14 protein-coding genes and 2 pseudogenes are annotated in these 15,210 nt (G+C 59.6%); 3 read left to right on the top strand and 13 right to left on the bottom strand.

Annotation, left to right across the window (positions count from 1 at the left end; genetic code table 11):
- From BSU04_RS47105 to BSU04_RS15145, 11 genes and pseudogenes are all read right to left on the bottom strand, one after another.
- A pseudogene (locus BSU04_RS47105) lies at positions 1–204 on the bottom strand (hypothetical protein); the annotation flags it as partial.
- A 738-nt stretch (positions 205–942) separates the two neighbouring features.
- A pseudogene (locus BSU04_RS15190) lies at positions 943–1,221 on the bottom strand (IS6 family transposase); the annotation flags it as partial.
- Positions 1,222–1,318: 97 nt separating this feature from the next.
- Positions 1,319–2,398, bottom strand: coding sequence for a GntR family transcriptional regulator (locus BSU04_RS15185; RefSeq protein ID WP_089161378.1), 1,080 nt, complete (start codon positions 2,396–2,398; stop codon positions 1,319–1,321).
- A gap of 21 nt (positions 2,399–2,419) precedes the next feature.
- Positions 2,420–3,571, bottom strand: coding sequence for an ABC transporter substrate-binding protein (locus BSU04_RS15180; RefSeq protein WP_089161382.1), 1,152 nt, complete (start codon positions 3,569–3,571; stop codon positions 2,420–2,422).
- Positions 3,572–3,636: 65 nt separating this feature from the next.
- A complete protein-coding gene (locus tag BSU04_RS15175; RefSeq protein WP_089161377.1) occupies positions 3,637–4,728 on the bottom strand; it encodes a CobW family GTP-binding protein in 1,092 nt (363 codons plus the stop codon).
- The gene (locus BSU04_RS15170; RefSeq protein WP_089161376.1) at positions 4,725–5,024 is read right to left on the bottom strand and encodes a hypothetical protein; all 300 of its coding nucleotides are present in this window, start codon (positions 5,022–5,024) and stop codon (positions 4,725–4,727) included. The genes BSU04_RS15175 and BSU04_RS15170 overlap by 4 nt, the downstream gene beginning before the upstream one ends.
- Before the next feature lie 35 nt (positions 5,025–5,059).
- Positions 5,060–5,818 carry an SDR family NAD(P)-dependent oxidoreductase gene (locus BSU04_RS15165; RefSeq protein WP_089161375.1) on the bottom strand — a complete coding sequence of 253 codons (759 nt, stop codon included), beginning with the start codon at positions 5,816–5,818 and terminating at the stop codon, positions 5,060–5,062.
- A gap of 13 nt (positions 5,819–5,831) precedes the next feature.
- Positions 5,832–6,623 (bottom strand): SDR family NAD(P)-dependent oxidoreductase, encoded by a 792-nt coding sequence (locus tag BSU04_RS15160; RefSeq protein WP_089161374.1) that lies wholly within the window; start codon positions 6,621–6,623, stop codon positions 5,832–5,834.
- Positions 6,620–7,960 carry an MFS transporter gene (locus BSU04_RS15155; protein WP_256982788.1) on the bottom strand — a complete coding sequence of 447 codons (1,341 nt, stop codon included), beginning with the start codon at positions 7,958–7,960 and terminating at the stop codon, positions 6,620–6,622. The genes BSU04_RS15160 and BSU04_RS15155 overlap by 4 nt, the downstream gene beginning before the upstream one ends.
- Positions 7,961–7,990: 30 nt before the next feature.
- Complete coding sequence (locus tag BSU04_RS15150) at positions 7,991–8,875, bottom strand: polysaccharide deacetylase family protein (protein ID WP_089161373.1); 885 nt, start codon at positions 8,873–8,875, stop codon at positions 7,991–7,993.
- Positions 8,876–8,937: 62 nt separating this feature from the next.
- Entirely contained in the window at positions 8,938–10,290 is a 1,353-nt protein-coding gene (locus tag BSU04_RS15145; RefSeq protein ID WP_089161372.1) for an amidase, read from the bottom strand.
- A 1,155-nt stretch (positions 10,291–11,445) separates the two neighbouring features.
- On the opposite strand from BSU04_RS15145, the gene BSU04_RS15140 reads away from it, so the two are divergent.
- From BSU04_RS15140 to BSU04_RS45430, 3 genes are all read left to right on the top strand, one after another.
- Positions 11,446–12,534 (top strand): type IV toxin-antitoxin system AbiEi family antitoxin, encoded by a 1,089-nt coding sequence (locus BSU04_RS15140; RefSeq protein WP_089161371.1) that lies wholly within the window; start codon positions 11,446–11,448, stop codon positions 12,532–12,534.
- Positions 12,535–12,537: 3 nt separating this feature from the next.
- Entirely contained in the window at positions 12,538–13,458 is a 921-nt protein-coding gene (locus BSU04_RS15135) for a hypothetical protein (RefSeq protein ID WP_089161370.1), read from the top strand.
- Between the two features lie 199 nt (positions 13,459–13,657).
- Complete coding sequence (locus BSU04_RS45430; protein ID WP_179258328.1) at positions 13,658–13,798, top strand: hypothetical protein; 141 nt, start codon at positions 13,658–13,660, stop codon at positions 13,796–13,798.
- Positions 13,799–14,229: 431 nt separating this feature from the next.
- On the opposite strand, the gene BSU04_RS15130 is transcribed toward BSU04_RS45430, so the two are convergent.
- Both BSU04_RS15130 and BSU04_RS15125 read right to left on the bottom strand, forming a co-directional pair.
- Complete coding sequence (locus BSU04_RS15130; protein ID WP_179258327.1) at positions 14,230–14,628, bottom strand: response regulator; 399 nt, start codon at positions 14,626–14,628, stop codon at positions 14,230–14,232.
- Between the two features lie 336 nt (positions 14,629–14,964).
- The coding region (locus BSU04_RS15125; protein ID WP_144021243.1) for a DUF190 domain-containing protein at positions 14,965–15,210 on the bottom strand (246 nt) is incomplete at its 5' end.

Here is a 15,210-nt window from a genome sequence, read left to right as displayed (position 1 = left end):
ATCGGCATGGGCATCGTGTTGATTAGACGCGAGAACAGGACGTTCGCAGTATGTCGTGACAGCAGGATTCGCTTCGAGCATGACCCAGAGTCGAACTTGATTAACCGAAGTGAGTACCAGTGTGCGTTGCAGCTTCGGCGACCACATATGATGAAGCGTCTGCTTCGGCAGCCGGGAAACTGGCAGGGGTTCGGGTGGGTGCATGGCGAGTATTCCGGACCAGCGACATTGGACTACTTTAGGTCAAATTCAGCAAAATGGACAAATTTGTGGCAATTAAAAATGACGTAAAGTTGTCCAGCGCTGCCCGCTGTGCCTTATAAACTGGTCTTTGGGGCCGGACGACTTTGTGTCATTTGACATCATGCCCTCCACATTACGAACCTTGGCCTCGCTTTGGGTTTACGTCGCTTCGTAACAATTCGTTTCCGCGCTCAGGCGTGGCTTTTTGCGTAAGTCCTAACCTCAACGCCCGGCTGAGCAACTGCCTGACGCTGCGGCGCCATCTGAACGGTAGCCGCGCCTAGCTGGGCCTGCTGCAGTTCTTCTTCAATCACCGTCGCTTCATGCGCAGCCGGTGCAACGAGCGGCGGGGCAAAAGTCCGCGAGAAGCGATGACGGGAGAAGATCATCCGCACTGGCTGACGCTACTCGGACTCGGACCGCTTCAGCCCCGGCAAAGTTGATCGCCTGAGGTCGCGGACCTCAAACTGATCTGCATTCCATATTAATCCCGCCTGGAAACGCGGGGCGAATCAGCTCGTCTGTGTAACGCAAAAAACACGGGTTTTGAACCACGCCATTTTCAACGGTCGCTCACCACCACGCCTTTTGAACGCAGCAGCACCGGGCGGTTTGAAGCCTGCTCCTGCAAGCCGGCTTCGGGAGGCCTACTCCCATCTTCAGTACAGCACCACAAGCTTTCGCTTGTGTTCGTGACACACTCTCGTCCATCCGCCAGCTCTTGCCTACCGGCCGCTTGTGCTTACGGAACGTCTTCTCCAACAGCGGCACCAACTTGATCACCCACCGATGCACCGTTGAATGATCGACGCCGATGGCGCGCTCGGCCATCATTTCTTCAAGATCACGAAGACTGAGCGAATAGGTCACATACCATCGCACGCACAGCAGCATCACATCAAGCGGATAGTGAAGGTGTTTTAGCACGCGGGCGATGCCCGCAGCAAGCGTCTTTCGCGGTGTTTGGGTCTTCTTCATCGGCCAGCCAAAGCATATTTGTCAGCCTCGAATACTACCTCTCCCGCCTTAACGCGACAAAACCCTCCTGATATCCTCAGGCGAACTGCCGGGGCGCTTAAACGATCCGCTGCATATAAGCCGGCAGATCAGGCTCGGGCAGCACCGCCAGCACCTTTAGCCGCTGCAACGTACGTCTCTGCGCGGCGCGCAAATGGTCGAGCAGCGCGTCGGCCGCAGCATCGATGTTTCCATCGAGCAAAGGCCGCAACACCGCACGATGTTCAACGAGCGTCGCGGGATCGGGATGCAGATTGAATGCGTTGAAAAATGCATGGTTCACGGTCAGCGGCATCAGCGCGTGATCGATCGTGCCAAGCAGTTTCTTGTTCGATGCGTGCTGAAGACATTCCACGTGCAAGGTGGTTTCGAGGCGCTGAAGGCCGTCGGCATCGATTGAATCAGGATCGCGGATCGCCCGTTCGATATCGACGCAGGCACTTTCGATCATCTCGCTCGACAGCTTCGCATAACTCGCGCGCAGCGCCGCCGGTTCGAGCAGCATGCGCAATTCGTAATCCTGCGCGACCGCCCGCGCAGTCAGCGGTCCGGCAAGCCAATGCGAATACGCCGATTTTTCGACGAGGCCAAAATCTCGCAGCCGGCTCAACGCTTCGCGCACCGCGCTGCGGCTCACGCCGAACGCGGTCGCCGCCGCGCTTTCGTCAATGCGGTAGTGACCGAACGCAATAGCGATGGACACAGCCGCTTCGAGCGCGTGATAGATCCGCTCGCTATTCGATGGCAATTCCAGCGGCGCCTGGGCCTGGTCGAAGCCAAGCGATGCTTCAGAAAGCGGTGCACGCAGCGGCTCGGGCGCGCTGCCGTCGGCGCCGGCAACGATGTAACCGCGGCCTTCGAAGGTATGCAGCAAACCGTCGGCGTGCAGCATCTCGAACGCCTTGCGCACCGGCACGCGACTCGTGCCAAAGATACGCGCGACCGGACCTTCCAGCAGCACCAGCCCGGGCGCGATACGGCCCAGCGCGATCGCGCTTTTCAACTGGTCGTGGATCAGGCGATAACGCAGCCGCTTATCGGTATCAATAAGGGTGTCGATCAGGGCGTCGATCACGGGTTCGGCTGCTTGGTCGGTGCGGGTCGGCTGCTTGAGCGCGGCGCGTGCGCTTCTTGTCATCGTCGGGTCATGGTTGCTGCGTCAGGCACGCATGAAATCATTCCAGCGGCGCACCAGGTAGTTATGCTCGTCCATCACGGAATCCCACACGGCAATGCGGCCCATGCGTGCAACGTAATTGCCGCCGTCACGCTGCTGGCCGGCCGCGACAAGATGCTTGCTGGTCGGTCCGGGCAATTCCGCCGCGGCGGGTTTGCCATCGTACCAGTAAGCCCATTCGGCGTCGTTCAGATGACCGCGCGAACGCTCCGGGTTCGAGATGTAAAAGCCCTGCCGCGCCATGGTCGCGCCGGCCCAACCGTCGAGCCACCAGTTCAGATAGTCGTAAGCAGCATCGAGCACACGGCCACGCGCGACACGCGAGAGCGCCATGCCGCCGAACCACGCTCGATACCCTTCGCGCGGACTCGCCAGCCGGAAGCGCAAGCCAGCGCGTTCCAGTTCCACCGTTGCCGGCGACCAGATACTCTGGATCGCGACCTTGTTGGTAATCATCAATTGCGCAGCTTCGGCGAAGCTCGACCAGAAGCCGGCGAAATGGCCGCGTCGCTTGAAGTCGATCAGCGTTGCGATCAGGCCATCGATCTCTTCAATCGTCAGATTGCCGATGTCGGCGAACTTCATCAGCCCCGCTGCTTCGACGGCAAGAGCCGCGTCAATCGCGCCGATTGCCGCGTCGGCCTGGAGGGCGACGCGCCCGCTAAGCTCGGGCGCGAGCAGCCAGGCCCAGCTTTCCGGCGTGGCTTGCAGCGCGGCCGGCAATGCATCTTCCAGATAGACGAAACTATCCGCGTTATGCGTGAGCGGCAACATGCTGATGCGCCCGGTCGGCGTGCGCGCAAGCGAGTTGTCAGGCTGCACGTAGAGACGATCGACCGGCACGCTGCCTGCGTTCGTGCACGCATGGTCGCCGAGCTGGCCGGTACGCGGCAGCGAGTTGATCTCCCCCCAGCGGCGAATCCGCGCGGTCTCGATCGGCTGCAATGCGCGCGCCGGCCACAGGCAGTCGATGCTGTGAAACCACTGGTCGTAGACTTCGTAGTTTTCCGGATGCATGACGCCCGCGCGCTGCACCCCGGAACCGTCATCGACAATAAAACGCAGCTTGATGCCGAGATCCTGCTCCGCCTGCTTGCGAATGTGTTCCTGCAGCGTGACCGTGGTGCCGAGCACGCGCAATTCGATCTTCGCCGGATGCACGGCGGCCGAGGTGGGTTTGGAGGACGTCGACTTGGGCTTCAATGCACAGCTTCTTCAAGATGATGTTGGAACCGTGCGTACGACGTTTCTATCGCGTCGCGGCTGAGGCCTTCGGTGATGAACACGAGCTGCGAGCGACGCCCGGGATCGGACGATGCCGAAGGCCAGGCGTCCAGATGCAGCACCGGATGTACTAGATGCTGCACGGCGTGGAGTACGGCCGGCTGGTCGGACCCCGCGATGGACAACAGACCCTTTACGCGCAAAATCTTATCACCGTGACGGTTGAGAAGCATCGTGAACCAGATCGTGAAGACCTGCCAGTCGATGGGCGCGTCGATCCGCATGCAGAAGGACTGGATGGATGCGGCGCCGGTCGAATAACGCTCACCGCGATGGGCGAGCCGACCGTTCGTCGCCATGTCTTCGTTCGCCAGACGTTGAGCTCGCCCGAGCCGCCCGATCAGATCGATCGAACTCGCCGATGCGAACAGCATGTCGAGCAAAGCGCGACCGGTGTGTCGATCGATACCCTTTGCGCTGGATACATCACCGCGAATCAAGATCTCAGCGGCGGGATTGAGTGCCGCGAGCGAGGCAGCCAGTTCCGTCAGGCGTGTTTCATCGACGAGATCGGGCTTGGAGATAAGTAAGCGGTCTGCTGCCGTCACTTGCGCGAGCCATTCGGGATGCCGTGCGTGCTGCTCGTCGGCATTCACCGCATCAACTACAGTAATGGTCGCGTTCAGCGCGTAGTGGCTGCGGATCACAGGATCGGCGAGCAGCGTAGCGACGATGGGCGCGGGTGTCGCAAGCCCCGTGGTTTCCAGCACGACGCGCGTGAACGGGGGCACTTCACCGCGGGCACGCTGCGAAAAAAGCGTTGCGAGCGCGTCCTTCAGTTCACCTCGGATCGAACAGCACACGCAGCCGTTATCGAGCAGAACGGTACGCGCGTCCACCTCGCCAATCAACAGATGATCCAGACCGACATCGCCGAATTCGTTAACTAGAACGGCGGTATCGCGTGCAGCGTCGCCTCGCAGGACATCGGCGAGCAAGGTCGATTTTCCGCTGCCGAGGAAACCGGTCACAAGCGTTAGCGGCAGGATGTCGTAGCTCAGGCTCATGATGGTTCCGCATCGTCGGTGTAAAGCGTCAGCGGATCAAGCGGATGCCCGAGCATGCGTTCAGCCACGCGCCACACTTGGGCGAAATCGCTGACAAGTTCGCTTGCGCCAGTTGGGGATGACAACACGAATGACTGCCCGTGGAAGTCATCGAGTTTCAGCCGGAAGGGTACAAGTACACGATTAGCGAGCGCCGCCTGGATCAACCGCTGTCGACGCGCATTCGCGCCCGCTATCGGCGCCGTGGTGTTCGACCAATGATTGCCACCGCCAAGCAATCCGCACATGCCGCACATGCTGGTTTCTCCTGATAGGTCGGTTCAACGAAGTCTCATGGCATCACGTCGCCGGAATTCGGCCCGAGCGTTTGTCCGACGAAAAGGTTACCGCCCGGATCCGATGCAAGCAGCAAGGCCGTGGGCGCGACTTCATCCGCGCGGCCAAAACGCCGCAATGGCAACTCCGCCGACTTGGCCTGCTTCCACGCGGCGCTGATGCCATCGACAAGCGGCGTCTCGATCGGTCCCGGCGCAATCACGTTGACCAGCACGTTGTCAGGCGCCACCTCCAGCGCGAGCGACTTCGTGAAACCGATCACGCCGGCCTTCGCCGCCGAGTAGTGGGACAACTCCGCGCCCCCTTTGATGCCCAGTTGCGAGGCAACATTGATCACACGGCCCCAGCGTTGCGCGATCATCGAAGGCAGCGCGCGCCGTGTGCACAAGAATACGCTGCGTAAATCGACGCGCATCATGTCGTCCCACATCGCCGTGGTGAGATCCGTGCAACGCGCCTGCGTCAGCATGCCAGCGTTGTTCACAAGGATATCGATACCGCCAAACGCTTCAATACACGTATCGACAATACGATTCACATCGGTTTCATCGCCGACATCCGCCTGCACCGTTTCGACGGTCGCGCCAGCCGCGCGGCACGCATCGGCCTGGACCGCGAGGCGCGCCGCGTCGCGATCGGCAAGCAGCAAGCGCGCGCCGGACGCAGCATAAAGATTCGCGATCGCCGCGCCAATGCCGCTTGCCGCACCGGTGACGACGGCGCGGCGGCCATCAAGTGAAAACAAAGTGGTCATTCGAAAACTCTCCTTAGCCCGGCCAGCGCACGGTCAGGCCACCGTCGGCGATGATCGACTGGCCGGTGATATAAGACGCGTCATCGCTCGTGAGGAAGCGGATCAACGTGGCGATCTCCTGCGGCCGGCCGACGCGTTGCAGCGGGATCGCGCGCGCCGCTTCACGCAGCCCGTCGGGGCCGAGCGAATTGACGGCATCGAGCGATTGCGGTGTCTCGATCAACCCCGGAATCACCGCGTTGCAACGCACGCCGCGCGGCGCGAGTTCCATTGCAACGGCGCGGCACAAACCGGGCACGCCCGCCTTCGCAGCCGAATAATGCGCGTGCTGCTCCCAGCCGTAGACACCGCCGGCTATCGATGAAATGGCCACCATCGCACCGTGATCCTCAATATGGCGGGCGGCCGCGCGAAAGGTCCGCATCACGCCGGACAGGTCCACATCGAGCATCTCGAACCATTGGTCGTCGCGCATCTCGGTCAGTGCGGCCTGACGCAGCAAACCCGCGTTGGCGACCGCGTAGTCGAGCCGGCCGAACCGGTCCACGGCCGCTTGCGCGAAGGCTTCGACCTCGTCGGCCGAAGTCACATTGACAGCATGCATTACACACTCGCCACCCGCTTCGCGCACCGCGCGTTCGGTCTGCGCGGGGTCGTGCCGATCGCCGGGAAAATACCCGCCGACGACCGCCACCCCGATTTGCGCATATGCCACCGCGAGCGCCTGTCCTATCCCGCTGGCCGCGCCAGTAACAATGGCGACGCGTTGCGGTTTTTCCTTCGATGCCCCGGGCTTCAGGTTCATTTGATTTCCTCGGGATCGACGTGTTTTGCAAAAAAGATCAGCGCCCCTGACAGGAAACATGGCACCGCGCCGAACCAGATCGCAGCATGCATCCAGTCGCCGCCGTGGTTGAGCATGGCGGTCACGCCAACGCCGGCGAGAATCGCGCCGACGGGACCCATCGCGTGGACGATCGAACTGCCGGTGCCGCGAATGGAGGTCGGATAACTTTCGCCGATGAAAAACAGCGCGGCCGAATACGGTCCGATCAGGAAGAACAGCCCGAGGCTATAAAGCGCCACGACAATGCCTGTGCTGCTCGGACCCATCAGCATGGCGGCGAACGCGAGACCGCCGAGCATCCAGCCGATTGCCAGCGTGTTGCGCCGGCCGATCTTGTCGCCAATCCAGCCGTGGCTCAGGTACCCGCAATAACCGACCACATTCGACAGCACGAGAATCAGCAGCGAGTTCTCGAACGACACGTTATGCACGCGCGTCAGGACCGTGGTGCCGAGCACGCTGAACACCTGGATCGCCGACCAATTCAGCAAGATGCCGCCGCCGAGCACGAGGGTTGCGCGCAGCGACGTGCCGCGAAACGCCTCACGCAAACCTGCGCGGCTGTGCTGCTCGTAGTCCACCCGATGTTCGCCGGCAAGCGTTCGCGCGGCACTGTCGTTGCCTGCTTCCCGCAGGGTCTTGATCTGCTTGTGCAGCAGGAATTGCGGACTTTCCTTCAGGCGCCGTGTCATGAAGAAGATCACAATGGCCGGAAACGTCGCGAAGATAAAACATCCCTGCCAGCCAATGCGCGGGAGCAACAACGCGGTCAAGCCGGACGCGATCAGCGCGCCGATCGGCCAGCCGCCCTGCACCAGGCTATAAATAAATCCCTTGTTGCGATTCAGACGCGGATCGTTGGCGGCCGAATACAGTTCGTTGAGATAGGTCGCGTTGACGGTTTCCTCGGCGTAGCCAAGTCCCGACAGCGAGCGGATAAGCACAAGCGGCCACTGGCCGAGTGCGCCACCCACTACCGTCAGCCCCGAGCACAGCGCCGCTCCCGCCACCGTCCAAAGGAGACCTGCCTTGCGTCCGGCGCGATCGAGCACCGGTCCGATCCCGAACGCAATCACCGCTGTCCCGATGGCGACAAACGTCGCGATCTCGGCCTGCATGGCTGGACTCCATCCGTAGTGCTTACCAATCTCCGGCAGCAAGGTGCCGAACAAAATAAAATCATAGACGGCGAACACCCAGGCAAAGAACGCCACAATGGTTGCGCGTTTTACATCGACAGGCAGGATCTTTTCCAGCACGAAGCCGGACGCAGCGAGCGGATTTTCTTTCATCATTGCTCTCCCAAAGGGGTGGCGGACAGAGGTTTATTTGCCGCGCGGATGGCGCGCGAGGAAGTCATCGGCAATTTCATTGCAGGTGCAGAACCGCACACCCTCATGCGAGCGGAAATACTCGATCAGCCGCTCGAGCATCAACAGCACTTGCGGGCGGCCTGAGACATCGGGGTGAATCGTGATGGGGAACACCGCGTAGTCGTCATGCTCGCGATACACCCAGTCGAACTGATCGCGCCACATCTGTTCAATGTCACGCGGATTGACGAAGCCATGGCTATTCGGTGACTTCTTGATGAACATCATGGGCGGCAAGTCGTCGAGATACCAGTTGGCGGGAATCTCGACCAGATCGGTTTCGTAGCCGCGCACGAGCGGCTTCATCCAGGCGCTCGGATGTTTGCTGTAATCGATCTTGGTCCAGGTGTCGCCCACGCGCACGTAGTACGGGTGGAAGTCGTTGTGCATCAGGCTGTGGTCGTACTTGATTCCCTTCTTCACCAGCAATTCATTCGATACCGGGCTGAACTCCCACCACGGCGCCACGTAACCGGTCGGGCGACGCCCCGACAATTGCGTGACCAGTTCGATGCTGCGGTCGAGCACCGCTTCTTCCTGCTCCGGCGTCATCGCAATCGGGTTTTCGTGGCTGTAGCCGTGAATGCCGATCTCGTGACCGGCGTCTGCGACGGCCTTCATCTGCTCTGGAAAAGTTTCGATCGAATGGCCGGGGATAAACCATGTTGTCTTGATCTTTTCGCGCTCGAAAAGTTTGAGCAGACGCATTGATCCGACTTCACCGGCGAACAGGCCGCGCGAGATGTCATCGGGTGAATCTTCACCACTATACGAACCAAGCCAGCCCGCCACGGCGTCCACGTCAATACCGAATGCCACCAGAATTTCCTTGGCCATCTTTTTTTCTCCTTCGTTTAAATTTGCAGCGGTTGATTGGTGAAGAACGCGGGCGCGTGTTGTCAACGCACGGCCGCTTCGAGCGCCGCGGCCAGGCGCAGTAGCGCGTCGTCGTCGCCTTGCGCGCGCATGAGTTGTGCACTGGTTGGCAGGCCGGCCACGTCGACACCGGACGGCATCGCGACGGCAGGGGTATCGAGGAAGCTGCCTAACATAGTCATCGCGAGCGTCTGCAGGTTCACTCGCGCAAACAACTCGGGGTCGGCTTCGAGAGGCGCGAGCAACGGCGTGACGTGAGGGGTCGTGGGCATGACGAGCGTTGCGCCTGAGGTTTCTTTGGCGAAGGCCTCGATCAATTCCTTACGTCGCGCGAGGAGGTGCTCCAGTCGGCCGGACGGCACTGCGCGATTCGCTTCAAGGCGCACGCGCACGCGCTGATCGATTCGCTCGGCGTCCGGCGAATCGAGTAACACGCGATGCATCGCAGACGCTTCGAGTCCACCAAGCCAGCCTTGATCGTGAATCAAATCGCGCACAGCGGCCAGGACGACCAGCGGCTTTCTCTCGATCACCGCGCCTGCGTGTTCCAGACGCGCGACTAGACGTTCGAAATTCTTAGCGACAGCCGGCGTCACCGAATAACGCTCGAACAGATCCGGATCGACGATGAATCGGGTGCCAACCAACGCGGCGGTATCGGTGGACGATGGTGGCTGAATTGATCGCACGGCAGCATCGAACGCAGTGCAATCGGTTACGTTCGCGGCAAGCGGCCCGCACGTGTCGAGCGTCGCCGACAATGCGACCATGCCGCCGCGCGAGTAGCGCGCTCCGCTTGCCCGATAGCCGGTGAGACCGTTGAATGCGCTCGGCACGCGGATCGAACCGCCAGTGTCGGTCCCGATTGCAATGGGCACGATGCCCCCAGCCACCGCGACTGCCGCGCCGGATGAGGAACCGCCCGGTGCGCGTCGGCCACCATCGAGTGAAAGATTTGTCGCCGTGCCGAAGTGCGGGTTGAGGCCAAGTCCCGAGAACGCAAATTCACTCAAACCCGTCTTGCCGATGCACACCATGCCGGCGCGCGTGCCAGCGGCAACTAGCGGTGCGTCCTTGGTGGCGCTCGGGCGCTCGGCAAATACCGCGGATCCGGCCGTGGTGACGGTGCCCGCTATATCGAAGAGATCTTTCCACGCGATTGGCACACCATCGAGCGCGCTCAGCGGGCGGCCTTCGTGCCAGCGTCGCGCGGACGCCTCCGCTTCGAACCGCGCACGCTCCGCAGTGACGGTGAGAAATACAGTGGGAGCTGCAGATGCTTTCAGCAGCGCAGCCTCTGCCACCTCGACGGGATCAGCCTCGCCCGCCGCATAAGCGCGCGACAGCTCTATTGCCGTGACAGGGAAAATGGACATCGTGCCTTGGATCGTCTGAGTTATAAATGTATGTTGTCAAACGACACAAAGTTGTCCCGGAAATTGACGTAAAGTCGTCCCGTAGGCAAATCTGGGAGCGCGTGATATCGAAAAATCGTTATTTATCAACGCGTTGTCGGATAATTGACGTAAAGTCGTCCCATTTAGCCGGAAGGTCGACGCCTTCAATGGGGAGATTTTGAGGCGGTTTTGCCGCGATGTTATGCCGATACTGCCGAGTTGAGCCCTACGCCGCAAGTTCGGCCGGGCGCGCGAGCCGGGTACAGGATAGGCTGAACGTTTCGCAATCCGAAGATAAAGATACGTGGTCAACGATGAATCGCGCGAAACGTACGACACGCGCTAAGGCTCGGTTCCTAACGTGCCGTCGAGGCGCCCTGGGCTTATTGCACCAGAAGCAAAGGCGTCTATGACAAAACCGTGTCGAGCAGGCGTGAGCGCGCTCGGAATGTCGAGAACCAAGCATTCAAAGAAAATATTTTGCAATGCGAATAATCATAGATTGAAGTGTATCGATCCATCTCGAGGAATAGGCCGCTCGCGATAGCTCGCGGCAGAGAGAGTCGGAACCCAGCAAGAAGGTGAGCGGTGCCCGACAGGGAGAAGTCAACACCACTGGACGTAGGAGATGCAGGAGACCGTGTGTGCGGTCGCAACATAGCTAATTTCCGGTTCGCTTCTTGCGCCGATCCGGTCCAGCAAGACGGGTCAACTTTAAGTCAATTTCAGCAAAATGGACGACTTTGCGGCAATCAGAATTGACGCAAAGTTGACCTGCGTTGCCCGCTGCGCCTTATAAACTGGTCTTTGAGGGGGGGACGACTTTGTGTCGTTTGACAGCTCGCATTCCACATCTCGTCGTGCGTCGTTCTGGCACATCCCGGCAGTCCGCCCGTGCGGATACCCAAACGCCAAAAGGGGTCGATGCGAACCCAAAAACGATCTCCAACACATTCCGTCGCGGCGTCCACAGACCATTCATCGGCTCCTCCGGACTTTGGGTGACGTGTAGACCTATGGCACGGCAGCGGTTTGTTTTGGCTAAAGCGCTACTTTAGCTGCGCAGCTAAAGTTGCAAATAATGCTAAACTAAAGTCCATTTTCCTTTGTGCTGCTGCACAGCTAACGCTAATTATGGATGCCATCCCGACCAACGCGCTCGCCGACCACTTTGTACAGGCGTTTGAGGAGGCCACGGGCGCCACAATCTCGGATGACCGCCAGTGGAAACTTCCCTTCGACCGATCCGACGGTTTGCGCCGGCTCGATCTGCTTCTGCATGTGCAAACGGAGCACCAGGAACTGGATCTGGCAGTCGAGCTGATAAAACAGGGTTACCCGCGCGACATACGGCACACGGTCTGGCAGCTGGAAGAGTACCTGCTTTCCACGGAGCGCCGTGACCACACGATCCCTTTTGTGGTCGCAGAGTACCTCAGCACGGGCGCGCGCGCGAGTCTCCGCGAACGCAACATCGGCTATTTCGACTCCAGCGGCAGCCTCTTCCTCAGAAAGGGCGACTGGCTTGTCAACATCGATCGTGCCGGCAAACCGAAGAAGTCCGCCCAAGTAGGTTCGATTTACACAGGCGCCCGCGAGCAGGTTGTTCATGCTCTTCTGCATGCTGGCGACAAATGGCTCACCGGACTTGAGATCGCTGAGCTCGCCCAGACCAGTTCATACACGGTATCCCAGACCCTGCAGGAACTCGAACGGCTCGAATGGACAGTATCTGAAGGCAGTGGCCGGAACCAGCGCCGGCGCCTCGTCCAGCCCGGCAAACTCCTGGACGCCTGGGCCGGCAGCTGGCGTACGCGGCAAGAAACGAAGACCCGCTGGTACATGTTCGCGCCGAACCCGCAATTAGCGGCCCCGTGGCTCTACAACGTCTTCCGCAACACGAAGCAGGATGACTGGACAGCCACGGGCGCAGCTGCGGCAAACGTTCTGTCTCCACTGCTCACGAGTGTCGATACGGTTGACGTAATTGTGCCGCCCGGCAGCGCTGCGCGATACGCCAAAGATCTCGGTCTGAAAGAAGTCGCCAAAGGGGCGAACGTCACACTGCTGGAGCGAGCTGGAGCGAGCATGCTGTTTCGGCATCAAGCGGATGGCCACATCTGGTTCGCCAGCCCTTTTATCCTGTACCTCGATCTCCTGGACGATCGTGGCCGTAACAAGGAACTGGCGTCCGAGTTCCGCTCCAACATTCTAAAAATCTGATCTATGGCATCGAACAAACCTCAAACAGCCGACGGCTATGACCCAGAACACACGCTCGCCTGTGAACGGGCACTGGTAACGCTTTTGCGTGGCTTCGGCACGTTAAAGGACACCTTAAGACTGGTTGGCGGGCTGGTGCCTCGCTACCTCACTCCCGAAAGCCCGCCTGAAGTTCCGGCCCATGCGGGAACGTCGGATGTGGATATCGTCCTCAACCTGCAGGTCCTTGCCGCTGACGATACGTACGCCGATCTCGCGGATCAGCTAAAGGCCCGCGGCTTCGAGCGCTTCGTCAAAAACGGGCATCCGAGCAGCTGGCGATGGCAGCGCAAGGTGTCCGAGCACGAATCAGTGCTGGTCGAGTTTCTCAAGGACTCGGACGAAAAGTCCGCGCCCGGAAAGATCGCCTCAGTCAAGGGAGAGGGACTATCTGCACTTGCAATCGACCATGTCGGCATTGTGCACAACTGGTATCTGCAACGCGACGTCACCGCTGAGCTACTGGACGATGGTGGAACCGCTACGGAAACGGTGCGGTTCGCCAACGTGACGGCTTTCGTCGTCCTGAAAGCGCTCGCCTTTGACCAGCGCGCTGAGAACAAGGATGCGGCTGACCTGATTCACGTGTTGCGCTATGCCAATGCAGGCAACGTGGAGGTGGCCGTCCAGGAATTCGTGCAGTATCACCGCGCAAAGGACAATCAGGCCGCGCTCGACAAGACGCTCGCTGCATTGCACCGGAGGTTCTGCGATGGCGACGGGGTCGAGGGCTACCTGCGGGACGGGCCAAAGGCATGCGCTGTTTTCACGTACGGGCGCGACGCCGGTCTTGAGGAAGAACGTGTCCTTGAGCAGCGGAACGCATCGGGGCTCGTCAGCTTCTTAGTGGAGAAGGTGCGCGAAGGCATATCTGATCCGCAATAGGAGCGCAACGCCTAGAAGGTGTGCGAAACCGCTGCTATGCCTTGTTTCGCAGGGCGAAAATACAGTCTTACACTAGCGCAATTTATGGGCACGATTCGCAGTTTCAAAGGACTTCAACAACAGCACAAGCTGTCAGTATTGAAACGGGCGGCGTCGGTCAGAAACGATTCGGCGTAGTCAGAAGCTGGGAAGATCGATTTTGTTGATCGCATTGACGGGCTGGGGGCAGCAGCAGGACAAGAACGACGCCGCGCAAGCCGGCTTCGATTTTCATTTTACGAAACCCGTCGACTTGAAGCGGCTTTTGATCGTCCTTACCGACGGCAAGGTACTTGGTTAGTACGGGGTTCTCGAGCCCTTGAAGAATTCTTTCGATGGGCGTGGCGTTTGGTATTGCCGACGCTAAATTGAACCGCGTGCCGACGTTTCCGTGAACCGGTCGTCGAACGCGTGGTTGCCATTTGTCTCTGGACGATCTTGCCGACGAGCCGACTCACAAGGATTCGGAATCTGGCTTAATTTTGCTTCGGCGGCAACAGTCCAAAGACTTCATCCGCCCTACGATTTGCTTCCGTTAAGCAGGCGGTGAATCATTTGGTCGATCAGGTTCAGTTTCAAGTTCACCGATATCTGTAACATCTGAGGTGGCGTTCCGCGAGGGCGCATCCGAAAGCGTGACAGGCGGTTCGGGGATAGTCGGATCGGCCGTAGCTTTTCGTATTTTTGCGATTGTTGTTCGTAAGTAACCTAGCTTCCAGCGCGGCGCTGCGGCTAGATCAGGCCCTCTGCGGCTCCGGGCTTCGTAGCAGACAGACCCGCTGCTGTTTGCCATTCTCCCAGTACCCACTCCAGCAAATCAAAGGTAATTGGTTTGTGAAGATACCCGTCGAAAGCGGCAAAATCGTCGTTCCCCAAATCAGCCCGGCCAGTCATGGCAATCATATATGCGTCTTGAGACGCTCCCTCGCTACGCAGACTTTCACACGCGACTCTGCCGTCCCCATCGGGCAGCTCGACATCAGCCAATATGAAGTCAAATGGACTCGAGTAAGCGAGTGCTCGCGCTGTTTCACAATCGTGCGCGAGGGTAACAGCATGCCCAAGCTTTTCAACGAGCGCTTCAAGACTTGCGGCGAGATCGTGGTCATCATCCAATATAAGAATCTGCATGCGGTGTCCTTTGGGCGTTTGTATAGGCATCACATTTGCACGCAAAAAGGATGCCCATCTCACCTCACATTACCGCTTGCTCCTTTGCAGAATCAATGCTCTATAGTTCAACACAACCGCGGTAACTTGTCATACTGCAGGCTTTTTTCGCCTAGTTTGAGCAGAATCCGCGCCGATGGGCGTCTCGGCCCGGCCATGATCCGCCGTTGCGCGCCCAGCCCGGCGGGACATCACACTAGCTGTTGTCTGTCAGACAACGAAAATAAGCGACCCGACGAGCGACTGACAGTTCTGTAAAAAGAGATTGGTAGCCGTTGAAAAATTGATTGCGACTTGTCACGCGACCGAGCGGCCAGTCCGGCCAAACTCGACCGGAATCTTCACGTAGCTGAGATCGACGTCTTCTTCCGCGAGCGCGTTCATCAAGCTCTGGCATGCCTGCTCATCGACGTAAACGGTGATGGCAAGCGGCTGATCGGCGAGTTCGAAAAAGCCGGCCGAATGGAACTTGCCCGCGTGATCGAATCCCTCCGCACCTGTCATCAACGTTCCGCCCGATGCGCCGTGCTGTTCGGCGAATTT

Source organism: Caballeronia sordidicola (assembly GCF_002220365.1).
GTDB lineage: Bacteria > Pseudomonadota > Gammaproteobacteria > Burkholderiales > Burkholderiaceae > Caballeronia > Caballeronia sordidicola_C.
The sequence above is the reverse complement of the archived record's forward strand: the minus strand, read 5'-3'. Positions and strand labels throughout refer to the sequence as shown.

Bases quoted from the DNA above. Each gene is read 5' to 3' on its own strand.
- BSU04_RS15160 (WP_089161374.1), bottom strand. From the start codon at position 6,623: ATGAACCTGAAGCCCGGGGCATCGAAGGAAAAACCGCAACGCGTCGCC.
- BSU04_RS15135 (WP_089161370.1), top strand. From the start codon at position 12,538: ATGGCATCGAACAAACCTCAAACAGCCGACGGCTATGACCCAGAACAC.
- BSU04_RS15130 (WP_179258327.1), bottom strand. From the start codon at position 14,628: ATGCAGATTCTTATATTGGATGATGACCACGATCTCGCCGCAAGTCTT.
- BSU04_RS15170 (WP_089161376.1), bottom strand. From the start codon at position 5,024: ATGTGCGGCATGTGCGGATTGCTTGGCGGTGGCAATCATTGGTCGAAC.
- BSU04_RS15150 (WP_089161373.1), bottom strand. From the start codon at position 8,875: ATGGCCAAGGAAATTCTGGTGGCATTCGGTATTGACGTGGACGCCGTG.
- BSU04_RS15185 (WP_089161378.1), bottom strand. From the start codon at position 2,398: ATGACAAGAAGCGCACGCGCCGCGCTCAAGCAGCCGACCCGCACCGAC.
- BSU04_RS15155 (WP_256982788.1), bottom strand. From the start codon at position 7,960: ATGATGAAAGAAAATCCGCTCGCTGCGTCCGGCTTCGTGCTGGAAAAG.
- BSU04_RS15165 (WP_089161375.1), bottom strand. From the start codon at position 5,818: ATGACCACTTTGTTTTCACTTGATGGCCGCCGCGCCGTCGTCACCGGT.
- BSU04_RS15175 (WP_089161377.1), bottom strand. From the start codon at position 4,728: ATGAGCCTGAGCTACGACATCCTGCCGCTAACGCTTGTGACCGGTTTC.
- BSU04_RS15140 (WP_089161371.1), top strand. From the start codon at position 11,446: ATGGATGCCATCCCGACCAACGCGCTCGCCGACCACTTTGTACAGGCG.
- BSU04_RS15145 (WP_089161372.1), bottom strand. From the start codon at position 10,290: ATGTCCATTTTCCCTGTCACGGCAATAGAGCTGTCGCGCGCTTATGCG.